At 70.0% G+C, this 13,692-nt stretch carries 9 protein-coding genes; 3 read left to right on the top strand and 6 right to left on the bottom strand.

The window, feature by feature from the left end; all coding sequences use genetic code 11:
* Positions 1–67: 67 nt before the first annotated feature.
* From ABZX12_RS12895 to ABZX12_RS12870, 6 genes are all read right to left on the bottom strand, one after another.
* Positions 68–1,027, bottom strand: coding sequence for a nucleoside hydrolase (locus ABZX12_RS12895; RefSeq protein ID WP_355692624.1), 960 nt, complete (start codon positions 1,025–1,027; stop codon positions 68–70).
* Complete coding sequence (locus tag ABZX12_RS12890) at positions 984–2,303, bottom strand: hypothetical protein (RefSeq protein ID WP_355692622.1); 1,320 nt, start codon at positions 2,301–2,303, stop codon at positions 984–986. The genes ABZX12_RS12895 and ABZX12_RS12890 overlap by 44 nt, the downstream gene beginning before the upstream one ends.
* 95 nt (positions 2,304–2,398) lie before the next feature.
* On the bottom strand, positions 2,399–4,453 hold the full coding sequence (locus tag ABZX12_RS12885) for an ABC transporter ATP-binding protein (protein ID WP_355692620.1): 2,055 nt from the start codon (positions 4,451–4,453) through the stop codon (positions 2,399–2,401).
* Complete coding sequence (locus tag ABZX12_RS12880; RefSeq protein ID WP_355692619.1) at positions 4,450–6,183, bottom strand: ABC transporter ATP-binding protein; 1,734 nt, start codon at positions 6,181–6,183, stop codon at positions 4,450–4,452. Before ABZX12_RS12880 ends, ABZX12_RS12885 begins: the two co-directional genes overlap by 4 nt.
* A complete protein-coding gene (locus ABZX12_RS12875) occupies positions 6,183–6,863 on the bottom strand; it encodes a TetR family transcriptional regulator (protein ID WP_355692617.1) in 681 nt (226 codons plus the stop codon). The genes ABZX12_RS12880 and ABZX12_RS12875 overlap by 1 nt, the downstream gene beginning before the upstream one ends.
* 42 nt (positions 6,864–6,905) lie before the next feature.
* Positions 6,906–7,676 carry a TetR/AcrR family transcriptional regulator gene (locus ABZX12_RS12870; RefSeq protein ID WP_355692615.1) on the bottom strand — a complete coding sequence of 257 codons (771 nt, stop codon included), beginning with the start codon at positions 7,674–7,676 and terminating at the stop codon, positions 6,906–6,908.
* Positions 7,677–7,831: 155 nt separating this feature from the next.
* Between ABZX12_RS12870 and ABZX12_RS12865 the strand changes: the two genes are divergently transcribed.
* Genes ABZX12_RS12865 through ABZX12_RS12855 form a run of 3 tightly spaced genes read left to right on the top strand, consistent with a single transcriptional unit; the run spans position 7,832 to position 13,690 of the window.
* Entirely contained in the window at positions 7,832–9,712 is a 1,881-nt protein-coding gene (locus tag ABZX12_RS12865) for an ABC transporter ATP-binding protein (protein ID WP_355692859.1), read from the top strand.
* Positions 9,713–9,755: 43 nt separating this feature from the next.
* Positions 9,756–12,533, top strand: coding sequence for a DEAD/DEAH box helicase (locus tag ABZX12_RS12860; protein ID WP_355692613.1), 2,778 nt, complete (start codon positions 9,756–9,758; stop codon positions 12,531–12,533).
* On the top strand, positions 12,530–13,690 hold the full coding sequence (locus ABZX12_RS12855) for an SWIM zinc finger family protein (RefSeq protein ID WP_355692611.1): 1,161 nt from the start codon (positions 12,530–12,532) through the stop codon (positions 13,688–13,690). Before ABZX12_RS12860 ends, ABZX12_RS12855 begins: the two co-directional genes overlap by 4 nt.
* The last annotated feature ends 2 nt before the right edge of the window (positions 13,691–13,692 follow it).

The raw sequence follows: 13,692 nt of genomic DNA, 5'->3' as shown, positions 1-13,692 counted from the left end.
TTTGCTCACGTGCGGCGAGATGCCGTGCCGAGTGCCCCGCAGTAGGCGCTGGATTATCAGACATGCCCTAACCCAACGCCCTCTCGAGCCACGCCATGAAAGCCGCGTAGTCCGCCGAAATCGACATCGCGATCTCCACCCCGTCCTCCGCCGAACTCATCCGAGCGATCTCGTCAAGCACCACCCGCTCCCGCACGAACCGCACCCCCGGCCACAACATCGCCGCCGCCAGCGTCAGCGAGTCGTGCTGCATCGCCGGATACTTCGCCGTCCAGCGATCGAAGTGCTCCCGCAGTGCCCGCTCCCACGGGCTCGCGTCCGGCGCGGCCCACCGCTTGTAGAGCGGCGACTCCGTGGTGACCTCCATGGCCGGATGGAACGTCACGTCCGACATCACGAACCTCGCCGGTCCCCAACGCTCCAAGGTCGGCAGCAGCGCGATGGCCGCGTCCGGGTCGGCCCGGAAGTTGTGCTCGGCCCGGTCCGGGTGCCGATAGTTGATCGCCCCACCCATCTGCGTGACAGCCATCCGGGCCACCAGTTCGGGTTGCTCCCGCTGCAGGGTCGCCAGATTCGACAGCGGTCCGATGCCCACCCACCGCAGCCGCCCTTCCGTCGCGGCACAGACCTCGCTCACCGCCCCGACGACGTCCGACTCCTGCTGCGGCACGTCGGCCGGACACATCCCACCGACGACCCAGCCCCTCCGGTTCCCCAGATCGGAACCCGCCACCACGCGGACGTCCGGCCGCCCCACCAGATCCAGCAGCCACCGCACGAACCGGGCCCGCTCACCGCCGTACTCGTCAGTGGTAACCACCAGGGCCAGCTCAGGCACCAACCGCGCCGCCGCCACCAGAGCCACGGCATCGTCCGGGTCCCCACCGGCATCCGTATCGATGATCATCGGCGCCGTGGCGATCGCCGGCGGGCCGGGCGACGGTGGCGGCCCGCCGGCGATCCAGCCGAGATCGTCGGACTCGTCAAAGATCGCGGCCCATCCCGCGAGCGCCATCCACTCCGCCACGGGATCCTCTTCGCGATCCTCGCCCATCGCCACCGCCACCCTTCCGCATCGCGCTGAACACATTCTCGACGAACACCCGCTTGTCGCCGTCACTCCCGCTCCGCTCGTACGCGGCCCAGATCGCTTGCCTGTCAGTCTCCGGCACCTGCGCCCGATCCAACGTCCGCTGCAGCGTCTCCACCTGCCGGTTGTCGGCCCGGTACACGAACGAGTCGAGGAACTCCGCGAGCCGCGGATCGGTCGCCCGGCCCTCGATCCACGCCCGGATCTCACCGCGGAACCGGCCGGCTCCGTCCTCCAGCCCGCTCCGGTAGTTGCCTCCGGCATCACGCAGGACCGCGACATCCCGCGCCAGATCGGCGACCGCCGTCAGATTCATCACCTTCACGCCCTCCCGCACCCGCGGGTCACGCAGACGAGGCGACAACCGCGCTCTGCTCAGGCCCTTCAGCGGGTCCGGGTCGTGACGCTGACCGGACTGCACGGGTCCCCGGGCGTCGATCCGCTCCGGACTCGACATCGGCCCGTTCAGCAGCTTCTCGACGCTGTGCAGAGCGATCCGATGCGCGAACGTCTTCGACTCGTCGGTCGGCAGCGCTTCGAGGGCCTGTCCCAACCGCGTCTCCGCCGCGGGCAGGTGCACCTCGTACCCCTTCTTGCTTCCGGGGTGCGGGTCGTCCGGGGACTCGCCGTGGAACGCGTACCGCCCGACGAACTCGGTCTCCGGGTAGACCGCGGCCAGCAACTCCTGGGCGCTGCCCTTGAAGCTCGTGTCGACGAGTGCCACCCGGCTCCCCGGCTCCCCGACCGGCACCCGCTCGCCGCGGAGGTAGTTCGTGAGGACCTGGTACCCCCCGACCGCGTTGGCGGGATTTGCCCGGGCCGCCGCGCCCCGGAACCCGCGCACCTGCGGGAATGCCAGGCCTTGATGACGCTCGAGGTCCTGCAGTGCGTTCTCCACCAGGAGGCGTGACAGCACGACGTTCGAGCCGTGCCGATGGAAAAACTGCCCGTCGAGCCGGATCATCGCCAGCGCGAGATGGTGGCCGTCCCGGCCGAGCGCGACGACCCGATCGACGTTGCGGGCAGCAACATCCTGCCGGAGATCGGCGAGCATGTCGTCGGCCACGCGGACCATCAGCGGAGCCGGAAACTCGTAGGTGACGAGGTAGGCGTCCCGCAGCGTCCTGACATCCGCGGGGTCGTCGATGCTCAGTCGCGCCGCGACCCGGTGCGCTGTCCGGATGCCGCGGTCGCGGACGAAGTTCGTAGGCACCCGTCAAGTACCGCACAGAACGCGATACCGGCGCGGAAGTTATCCACAGGCTGCGGTGGGCGGGGACGCGCCAGGGGCGTCCCCGCCCAGCGAGGTCAGCGGGCCATCGGGCGGCCGGCTGGGGTGGGTGCGGCGGTCAGGGCTGCTGCTTCCTCGTCGATGTCTACTACCGCGCCGCTGAACTGGGCGTTGTAGAGGCGGGCGTAGGCGCCGTCCAGGGTGAGGAGTTCGTTGTGGTTGCCCTGTTCGACGATCGCGCCGTTCTCCATGACGAGGATCAGGTCCGCGTCGCGGATGGTGGACAGGCGGTGGGCGATGACGAAGCTGGTGCGGTCGGAGCGCAGGGCGGCCATGGCGCGCTGGACCAGGACCTCCGTGCGGGTGTCGACCGAGCTGGTTGCCTCGTCGAGGATCAGCAACTGCGGGTCGGCGAGGAATGCGCGGGCGATGGTGAGGAGCTGCTTCTCACCGGCGCTCACGTTGCTGCCTTCCTCGTCGATGACCGTGTCGTAGCCGTCCGGCAGGCTGTGTACGAAGCGGTCGACGTACGTTGCCTTCGCGGCCGCCAGCATGTCCTCCTCGGTGGCGTTCAGGTTGCCGTAGAGGAGGTTGTCCCGGATCGTCCCGCCGAACAGCCAGGTGTCCTGCAGCACCATGCCGATCCGCGAGCGCAGGTCGTGCCGGGTGAGCTCGGTGATGTCCACGCCGTCGAGCGTGATCCGGCCGCCGTTCAGCTCGTAGAACCGCATGATCAGGTTGACCAGCGTGGTCTTGCCGGCGCCGGTCGGGCCGACGATCGCGACCGTCTGCCCTGGCTCGGCGACCAGGCTCAGGTCGGTGATCAGCGGCTTGTCGGGGTCGTACGAGAACGACACGTGCTCGAACTCGACCCGGCCCCGCGCGTCGGTCACCTTCTGCGGTGTCGCATCGTCCGGCACCTGCTCCTCGGCGTCCAGGACCTCGAACACGCGCTCGGCCGACGCCACGCCGGACTGCAGCAGGTTCGCCATCGAGGCCACCTGGGTGAGCGGCTGGGTGAACTGGCGCGAGTACTGGATGAACGCCTGTACGTCGCCCAGCGACATGGTGCCGGAGGCGACCCGCAGACCGCCGACGACCGCGATCACCACGTAGTTCACGTTCCCGATGAACATCATCAGCGGCATGATCAGACCCGAGATGAACTGCGCGCCGAACGCGGCCTTGTAGAGCTCCTCGTTCTTCTCCGCGAAGCTCGCCTCGATCTCCTTCTGCCGGCCGAAGACCTTCACCAGCTCGTGCCCGGTGAACGCTTCCTCGATCTCGCCGTTCAGCGCGCCGGTGTGCCGCCACTGCGCCACGAACCGGACCTGTGACCGCTTCGCGATCGCCGCGGTCAGCACCATCGAGATCGGGATCGTGACGAGCGCGATCAGCGCCAGCAGCGGGGAGATCACGAACATCATCGTGACCACGCCGACCACCGTCAGCAGTGAGGTGAGCAACTGGCTCAGGGTCTGCTGCAAGCTGGTCGAGATGTTGTCGATGTCGTTGGTCACCCGGCTGAGCAGCTCACCGCGCGGCGCGCCGTCGAAGTAGCTCAGCGGCAGCTTGTTCAGCTTCTCCTCGACGTCGGAGCGCAGGTCGAGAATGGTCCGCTGGACGACGCCGTTCAGGATGTAGCCCTGCGCCCAGGACAGGAAGAACGCCCCGGCGTACAGTGCCAGGACCAGCAGCAGGACGTTGCGCAGGGCATCGAAGTCGATGCCGACGCCGGGGATCAGGTCGATCCCCTGCAGCAGGTCCGCGAGCCGCCCGTTGCCGGACGCGCGGGTCTGCTCGATGACCTGCTCCTTGGTCATACCGCTCGGCAGCCGCTTGCCGATCGCGCCGGCGAAGATGATGTCGGTCGCGCGGCCGAGGATCTTCGGGCCGAGCACCGACAGCCCGACGCTGAAGACCGCCAGCAGCACGACGCCCGACACCTGCATCCGGTGCGGCCGGAGCCGCTTCAGCAGCCGCTTCGCCGAGGGCAGGAAGTCGATCGACTTGTCCCCCGGAATGCCGCCGGGAGGACCGAACGCCCGCCCGGTGGTCGGCCGCTCGGTCGCCTTGACGGTCTTCGCCGCGCCCGGCTCCTGCCCGTTCGGCGACGGCTTCTGCTCGCTCATGCAGCCTCCTCCGCGGAACGCTGGGACTCGACGATCTCGACGTACGTCGGACACGTGTCGAGCAACTCCTGGTGGGTGCCCGTGCCGACGATCGCGCCGTCCTCGATCACCACGATCTGGTCGGCGTCGATGATCGTCGAAACACGCTGTGCGACGACGACCACGCAGGCCTCCCGCGTGACCGGCCGCAACGCCGCCCGCAGCCGGGCGTCGGTCGACAGGTCGAGCGCCGAGAACGAGTCGTCGAACAGGTAGATCTCGGGTTTGCGGACCAGCGCCCGCGCGATCGCGAGCCGCTGCCGCTGACCGCCGGACACGTTCGTGCCGCCCTGGGCGATCGGCGCGTCCAGCCCCTCGGGCATCGCCTCGACGAAGTCCCGGCCCTGGGCGATCTCGAGCGCGTGCCAGAGCTCCTCGTCGGTCGCGTCCGGGTTGCCGTACCGCAGGTTGCTGGCCACCGTCCCGGAGAACAGGTACGGCCGTTGCGGCACCAGGCCGATCCGCTCCCAGAGTGCCTCGGGCTCGATCTCCCGTACGTCGACGCCGTCGACGAGCACGCGCCCCTCGGTGGCGTCGAACAACCGCGGCACCAGCGACAGCAGCGTCGTCTTACCGGCGCCGGTGCTGCCGATGATCGCGGTCGTCTGCCCCGGCGAGGCCACGAAGCTGATGTCCCGCAGGACCGGCTCGGCGGCCCCCGGGTACTTGAACGAGGCGCGCTCGAACACGAGCCGGCCGCGCCCGGTGAAGTTCGTGATCGGCGTGACCGGCGGCCGGACCGAGGAGTCGGTGTCCAGCACCTCGGAGATCCGGTCCGCGCAGACCGAGGCCCGCGGCACCATGATCATCACGAACACGCCCATCATCACCGAGAACAGGATCTGGATCAGGTAGCTCAGGAACGCGGTCAGCGCCCCGACCTCCATGGTCCCGTTCTCGACCCGGGACGCGCCGAACCACAGCACGGCGATGCTGGACATGTTCAGGATCAGCATCACGGTCGGGAACACCAGCGCCATCAGCCGGCCGGCCCGGATCGCGGTGTCGGTGAGGTTCTGGTTCGCCTCGCCGAACCGCTCGACCTCGTGCGGCTCGCGGACGAACGCCCGGACCACCCGGATCCCGGTGATCTGCTCGCGCAGCACCCGGTTCACGCCGTCGATGTTCTTCTGCATCTTCCGGAACTGCGGCACCATCCGGCTCGCGATGAAGCCGATCGTGACCGCCAGCAGCGGCACCGCGACGGCGACCAGCCAGGACAGCCCGACGTCCTCGCGGACCGCCATGATCACGCCGCCGACCATGGTGATCGGGGCCGCGACCAGCATCGTGCAGGTGGTGACCACCAGCATCTGGATCTGCTGTACGTCGTTCGTACTCCGGGAGATCAGCGTCGGCGCGCCGAACTGGTTGACCTCCCGGGCGGAGAACTCCCCGACCCGGTGGAACACCGCGGCCCGGACGTCACGGCCGAACAGGGCGGCCGTCTTCGCGCCGAAGTACACCGCGGTGATCGTGCAGACGATCTGCAGCAGACTGACGGCGAGCATCCAGCCGCCGGTGCTCATGATGTAGCCGGTGTCGCCCTTGGCCACACCGTTGTCGATGATGTCGGCGTTCAGGCTGGGAAGGTAGAGGGAGGCGATCGTCCCGATCAGTTGCAGGACGACCACCAGGGACAGGTTTCCTGCGTACGGACGCAGGTGCGTACGCAAGACGCGAAGTAACATCAATCATCCCCAGAGTCGTGATGGCGGGCACCGCCGAGCGCGAATTCGGCGATGTCCTCGGAGGCCGGCGGCTGACCGGTGCGGTGCTTGTCGTGCTTGAGGAGACCGTCGAAGGCGAAGTCGACGATCTCCTCGGCGGTCAGCACGTGGCCGCCGGAAATCAGTGGGTGGGTCGCCGAGAAGGTCAGCAGGTTGATCCGCCGGACCACCTCCTCGGCCGGGAGCCGGAGCTGCTCCTCGTCGGGCCGGAGCAGCTCGGCGAACGCCGCGTTGGCCAGGTCGGACTGCCGTTGCTGGCGCGCCTTGTCCAGGGCGGTCGCCTTCCGGAAGTCCGGCGGGCGCTGGATGCGCAGGGCGAACAGCAGCTTGAACACCTTGCCGAGCCGCCGCTGGCCGATCCCGACCGCCGCCACCACGCGCTCTCGCAACGGCAGTGAACGGTCGATCTCCGCCAGCGCCTTGACCAGGTCGGAGGTGTCGAACACGGTCGCCATCGCCGCCTCGATCAACGCGTCCTTGCTGCCGAACGCGCGGAAGATCGTCCCCTCGGCGATCCCGGCCGCCTCGGCGATCTGCTTCGTACTGACCTCGGGCCCGAACTCTTCGAGCAACGGCAGCGCGGCCGCGACGATGGCGGCGCGCCGTTCCTCGGGAGGCAGTGGGGTGGCTCGTGGACTCACGAGATCCACGGTAACTGAGTGAGTACTCACTCACAACTGCAATTAGCCTTGCGGCGCAGACCGGTTCACGACCAGCGCGGAGACGCCGTCGAGCAGCCGCTCCAGACCGTACTCGAACGCATGTTCGGAGTTGTAGGGCGCGTCGAACTCATTCCCGACCGCGGTGCCGACGCGCGCCGAGATCGGGAACTTCTCCAGGTCGCCGATCTGGTCGAGGTGCGGGACGTGCGCCAGCCACCACTCCTTGTCGGTCATCCCGGACCGCTGGATCACCTGGCGCGCCTCCACCGCCGTACGGACGGCGCCGTGGACGTAGCCGTTGACGAGCGCGACGGTCGCGTCCATCTCGACGTCGGTGAGTCCGATGCCCTCGACCGCACTCAGCTCCCATTCGTACTTCGCCATCACGTTGGGTCCGAGCGGCGGCCGGCTGATCGCGACCTGGAGCAGCCACGGGTGGCGCAGGTACAGCTCCCGGTTCTCGCGCGCGACCTCGTCCAGGGCAGCTCGCCAGTCCCCTGGTACGACGCGCCGCGGCAGCTCGCCGTACACCGTGTCGAGCATGACGTCGAGCAGCTCCCCCTTGCCGGGGAAGTACCGGTACAGCGTCATCGCCCCGGCGCCGAGCTCGTCGGCGACGCGGCGCATCGACATCGCGGCCAGCCCCTCGGCATCCGCGACTCGCACAGCGGCCGCGACGATCCCGTCCACGGTCAATGCCGGCTTCGGACCACGCGTCGGCACCGGCCGTCTGCGCCACAGCAGCTCGAGACTCTTCGCCGGGTCCCCACTCCCGCTGTACTCCTGGTTCATGTGCGCGATTCTCTCGCAGCAGCTATTCTTCGTACAGCGTACGCAGTTGACCTCAAGTTTCGTCGAGGTTCTAGCGTCGGGTTTTGTCGGTGGTCTACGGAATCATCGACGTCCCCGATCGATCGAATCACCGGAGTCCAGCCGTGAGTATGGAAATGACCGCGTGGAACTCGCTCTACCACGCGATGCACGCCCAGGACGAGAAGCGGCCCTTCTCGCGCGCCACCCTGCGCCGGATCCTCGCCTTCGCCCGGCCCCACCGGCGGTACCTGATCGCCTTCCTCGTGCTCAGCATCGGCGCGGCGGTGCTGGCGGTCGCCACGCCGGTGCTGGCCGGGCGGGTGGTCGACGCGATCGTGGGCGGCAAGGCGGTCGGCGTCGTCCTGCAACTGTCCCTGCTGATCGCCGTCATCGCGGTCGCCGAGGCCGGGTTCAGCCTGCTGACCCGTTGGCTGTCCGCGAGCATCGGCGAGGGCCTGATCCTGGACCTGCGGACCGCCGTGTTCGACCACATCCAGCGGATGCCGATCGCCTTCTTCACCCGGACGCGCACCGGCGCGCTGGTGTCCCGGCTGAACAACGACGTCATCGGTGCGCAGCGCGCGTTCAGCGACACGCTGTCCGGTGTGGTCAGCAACCTGGTGATGCTCGTGCTGACCCTCGTGGTGATGTTGCGGGTGTCGTGGCAGATCACTCTGCTCGCACTGATCCTGCTCCCGGTCTTCGTCGTCCCGGCGCGCCGGATCGGGACCAGGCTGGCGGGTCTGCAACGCGAGGCAGCGAACTACAACGCCACGATGAGCACACAGATGACCGAGCGGTTCTCCGCGCCGGGCGCGACACTGGTGAAGCTGTTCGGGCGGCCGGCCCGCGAGTCGCACGAGTTCGCTGTCCGGGCGCGGCGGGTGCGCGACATCGGCGTCCGCACCGCCATGGTGCAGTGGATCTTCGTCACGTCGCTCACGCTCGTGTCCGCGCTCGCGCTGGCGGTCGTCTACGGCCTCGGCGGGTTCTACGCGTTGCGCGACCAGCTCGACGCCGGCGCGGTGGTCGCGATGGCGCTGCTGCTGACCCGGCTGTATTCGCCGCTGACCGCGCTCGCGAGTGCGCGGCTCGAGGTGATGACGGCGCTGGTGAGCTTCGAGCGGGTCTTCGAGGTGCTGGACCTGGAGCCGCTGATCAAGGACAAGCCGGACGCGGGCCGGGTGCCCGAGGGACCGGTGGCGGTGGAGTTCGAGGGCGTCAGCTTCGCGTACCCGTCGGCGGACAAGGTGTCGCTGGCGTCGCTCGAGGAAGTCGCGAAGCTGGACACCCGCGGCGGGGTCGAGGTGCTGCACGACGTCTCGTTCCGCGCCGAGCCGGGGCAGATGGTCGCCCTCGTCGGATCGTCGGGCGCCGGCAAGTCCACGATCGCGCAGCTGATCCCGCGGCTGTACGACGTGGACTCGGGCGCGGTGAAGCTCGCCGGAGTCGACGTCCGCGACGTGTCCGCGGAGTCGTTGCGGGACACGCTCGGCATGGTCACGCAGGACGGGCATCTGTTCCACGACTCGATCCGGGAGAACCTGCTGCTCGCACGCCCCGAGGCCACCGAGGACGACCTGTGGGACGCGCTGGAGCGGGCCCGGCTGGGCGACCTGATCCGGTCGTTGCCGGACCAGCTGGACACCGTGGTCGGAGAGCGCGGGTACCGGCTGTCCGGTGGTGAGCGGCAGCGGCTGACGATCGCCCGGTTGCTGCTCGCGCAGCCGCGGGTGGTGATCCTCGACGAGGCGACCGCCGCGCTGGACTCGACGAACGAGGCCGCCGTGCAGGCAGCGCTGACCGAGGCCCTCGCCGGGCGGACAGCCGTCGTCATCGCACACCGGCTGTCGACGATCCGGGCTGCCGACCAGATCCTCGTGATCGAGTCCGGCCGCATCGTCGAGCGCGGCCGGCACGCGGAACTCCTGGCGGCCGGTGGCCGTTACGAGGAGCTGTACCGCACCCAGTTCGAGCAGCCCGGCGCGGCAGGCGCCGAAGCGGTTCCGGTCTGAAATTCATCGGTCATTCGCGAGCGTGCAGGAGGTCGTCGGTTTGGTGGGTACGGGGCAACAGCTGGCCGGATACGCGGTGGTCTTCCGGCCGGCTGATCCACCACGCAGCAGCCGGGTAGCGTTCTGGGATCCCTCCGGCGACCCACTCCCCCTCGGCGTCGGCGACCAGGTCGACCTCACCCTGACGGTCGGCGGGCAACTGCAGGACGTCCGGGCCGTCGAGTTGCCGGTCGCCGAGGCGGTGCCGGTGCTCGGGCGGATGCGGCGGGCGGCCGGGGCACATCCTTCGGCCGCGTTCTGGGGCGGGGCCGCACTGGTCGGGTTGCAGCTGGTTGCCCGGGGCAAGTTGCTTCCCGGCGTGACGCCGGACGGCCACGACGCCTGGCGGGTCGGCCCGCTCGAGCCCGCCGACGTCACCCGCCTGCTCACCCTCGCCGAAGCCATGCCCGCCTCGGCGCGCGCACTCCCCCTCACCGACTCCCCCGGCCAGGTGCGGTTGCCGGTGGCGGAGGAGTTGTTGCGGCAGTTCCTGGACGCGGTGGCCGACGGTATGCCGAGGTCGCCCGCGGCCGCGAAGGCACACCGGACGGATCTGTTCACCGCGGCCGCACCCCAACGGGCGGAGCGGTTGCGGACCTGGGCGGACGAGGTGTCGGTGGGCCTGGACACCGGCGTACGGATCTCGCTGCGTGTCGAGCTCGCCGACTCGCTCGCGTTCAGCGCCGTCGTCCAGCTGCACAGCCTGAAGGACCCGACCCTGGTCAGGGATGCGGACGATGTCTGGTCCGACGACGTCCCCGGGTTCGGCCCGCGCGCACGGATCGACGCGACCCTCGCGATCCGCCGCGCCGCTCGCGTCTGGCCGCCGCTCGCCCGCCTGCTCGACTCCGCCGTACCGGACCGGATGGACCTGGCCGACGACGATGTCGCCGACCTGCTGGCCGGATCGGCGCAACGACTCTCGGCGGCAGGCGTCGACCTGCACTGGCCGCGCAGTCTCGGGCGAGAGCTCACCGCACGCGCCGCGATCACCTCGCCCGACGGGCCGCCGAGCGACCTTCCCGGCTTCTTCCAGGGCGAGAAGACCCTAGACTTCAGCTGGCAGGTCGCGCTCGGGGACGACCCACTGACCGAGGCCGAGCTCGACCGGCTCGCGGAAGCCACCCGGCCGGTCGTCCGGCTCCGTGACCAGTGGATGCTGATCGACCCCGAGCTCGCCCGCAAGGCCCGCGACCGCATCCTCAAACCCGTCACCGCGATCGACGCGCTCGGCGTCGCCCTGACCGGCACGACCGAGATCGACGGCCGGCAGGTCACCGTCACCCCAGCCCAGTGGCTCGACGACCTGCGTGCCCGGATCGCCGATCCCGACCGCGCCGACGACCCGCCCGAAGCTCCACCCGGTCTGCAGGCCACCCTGCGCGACTACCAGTTGCGCGGTCTGCGCTGGCTCGCCCGGATGACGTCGCTCGGCCTCGGCGGCTGCCTCGCCGACGACATGGGCCTCGGCAAGACGATCACGCTCATCTCGTTGCATCTCCACCGCCAGCAGTCCGCGGACACCGCGGGCCCGACACTCGTGGTCTGCCCGGCGTCGCTGCTCGGCAACTGGGAGCGCGAGGTGCAGCGCTTCGCCCCCGGCACTCCGGTGCGGCGGTTCCACGGCACGTCCCGTTCGCTCGACGACGCGCAGGAGGGTTTCGTGCTTACGACGTACGGGACGCTGCGGCGCGACGCTGCACGGCTGGGTGAGCACCCGTGGGCGCTCGTGGTCGCCGACGAGGCGCAGCACGTGAAGAACCCCTCGTCCGGTACGGCGAAGGCGCTGCGGACCGTGCCTGCCAAGGCCCGGGTGGCGCTGACCGGCACGCCCGTGGAGAACAACCTCTCCGAGTTGTGGGCGATCCTCGACTGGACGACGCCGGGGCTGCTCGGCCGGCTCGGCGCGTTCCGCAGCCGGTGGGCGACGCCGATCGAGGCGGACAAGGACGAGGAGGTCGCGGCGCGGCTCGCGAAGCTCGTCACGCCGTTCCTGCTCCGGCGGCGCAAATCCGATCCGGGCATCGCCCCGGAGCTGCCGCCGAAGACCGAGACCGACCAGCCGGTGTCACTGACCCGCGAGCAGGTCGTGTTGTACGAGGCAACGGTTCGCGAGCTGATGGCGGAGGTCCAGGCCAGCGACCGGATGGCGCGCCGCGGGCTGATCGTGAAGCTGCTGACCGGGCTGAAGCAGATCTGCAACCACCCCGCGCAGTACCTGAAGGAGCCCGCCGACGCCCGGCTGACCGGTCGCTCGGGCAAACTCGAGCTGCTCGACGAGCTGCTCGAGACCATCGTCGCGGAGGACGGCGCCGTGCTCGTCTTCACGCAGTACGTCGCGATGGCCCGCCTCCTCGAGCGACATCTCGCCGGGCGTGGCATCCCTACCCAACTGCTGCACGGCGGGACTCCGGTCGCGCAGCGCGAGGACATGGTCGATCGGTTCCAGGCCGGCGAGGTGCGGGTCTTCCTGCTGTCGCTGAAGGCGGCCGGGACCGGGCTCAACCTGACCCGCGCGGATCACGTCGTGCACTACGACCGCTGGTGGAATCCGGCGGTCGAGGACCAGGCGACCGACCGGGCGTACCGGATCGGTCAGACCAGGCCGGTGCAGGTCCACCGCTTGATTGCCGAAGGCACCATCGAGGACCGGATCGCCGGCATGCTCGCCGCCAAGCGCGAGCTCGCCGAGGCAGTGCTGTCCGGCGGTGAGGCCGGGCTGACCGAGCTCTCCGACGCCGAGCTGGCCGATCTCGTCGAGCTGCGCGGAGGTGCCCGATGAGTGCCGCACGAGGTTTCCCGGCGTTCGCCGCGCAGCACCGCAGCACGCGGGGCAGGTCGTGGTGGGCGCAGGCCTGGGTGCAGGCGATGGAGGACACGTCGCTGGACGCCGGCCAGCTCCGCAAGGGCCGCCGCTTCGCGAACTCCGGCCAGGTCGGCACGATCACGGTCAGCCCCGGACGGATCGCCGCGACCGTGGACGCGCCCGAGGACACCTACGAGTCCGTGGTGCACGTCGACGAGCTGGCCGACGACGACTGGCACCGCTTCGGCGAGCAGCTCGCCGCGCGGGCCGGGCACATCGCGGCGTTGCTCGACGGCGAGATGCCGCACAACCTGGTGGAGGCCGCGGCCGATGCCGGCGTCACGCTGCTGCCCGGCGTCGGCGACCTCGACTCCAGCTGCACGTGCGACGCCTGGGAGCTGCCCTGCCAGCACGCCGCGGCGCTCTGCTACCAAGTCGCGTGGCTCCTCGACGCGGACCCGTTCGTCCTGCTCCTCCTGCGCGGCCGCAGCCGCGAAGACCTCCTCGACGAGCTCCAAGCATCGTCGTCCCGACCCACCACACCGGGCGTCACCGTCGCCGACGTACTCGCGGCCTCGTCCGGCGACCTGCCGGAGCCACCCGATCTCCCGGCGAAGGTGAGCGCCGACGCTCTGGCCGTCGCCGGCATCGAACCACCCGAAGGTCTCGGCCCGCACGTCCTGCACCTGCTCGTGCTGGATGCCGCCCGCCGCGCACGCTCGATCCTGAACGCGCTCCTGCACGGCACCGCGGAGCCGCAAGCGCTCGACGAGTGGCAGGACACCGTGCGCCTGGCGACCGACTACCCGGAGCTCGTCGCGGCGCTGACCGAGTCCTCCGACCGGGACGTTGCCCCAGGCATCCAAGCCTGGCGGTGCGGCGGCGCGCCGGGCCTCGACGTCCTCGAGCACACCTGGACACCCGAGCCGGCCGAGCTCAACCGGGCGCGGACCGAGCTGCTCGCCGCGGACGACGACCTGACCATCAGCACCTCGGCGAACCGGTTGACACTCGGCGCCGACACCCAACTCAGGCTGGACCGTAACGGGCGTTGGCACCCGTACCGGCTCGTCGACGACACCTGGGTCCCGGCCGGTCCGCCGTCCAAGGACCCGCTGGTGGTCGAGTGGTAGTC

Origin of the sequence: Kribbella sp. NPDC003505, assembly GCF_040610875.1 — a bacterium.
Classification (GTDB): Bacteria; Actinomycetota; Actinomycetes; order Propionibacteriales; family Kribbellaceae; genus Kribbella.
This window is presented reverse-complemented; position numbering and strand designations above follow the sequence as displayed.

Bases quoted from the DNA above. Each gene is read 5' to 3' on its own strand.
- ABZX12_RS12885 (WP_355692620.1), bottom strand. From the start codon at position 4,453: ATGAGCGAGCAGAAGCCGTCGCCGAACGGGCAGGAGCCGGGCGCGGCG.
- ABZX12_RS12880 (WP_355692619.1), bottom strand. From the start codon at position 6,183: ATGTTACTTCGCGTCTTGCGTACGCACCTGCGTCCGTACGCAGGAAAC.
- ABZX12_RS12870 (WP_355692615.1), bottom strand. From the start codon at position 7,676: ATGAACCAGGAGTACAGCGGGAGTGGGGACCCGGCGAAGAGTCTCGAG.
- ABZX12_RS12865 (WP_355692859.1), top strand. From the start codon at position 7,832: ATGACCGCGTGGAACTCGCTCTACCACGCGATGCACGCCCAGGACGAG.
- ABZX12_RS12855 (WP_355692611.1), top strand. From the start codon at position 12,530: ATGAGTGCCGCACGAGGTTTCCCGGCGTTCGCCGCGCAGCACCGCAGC.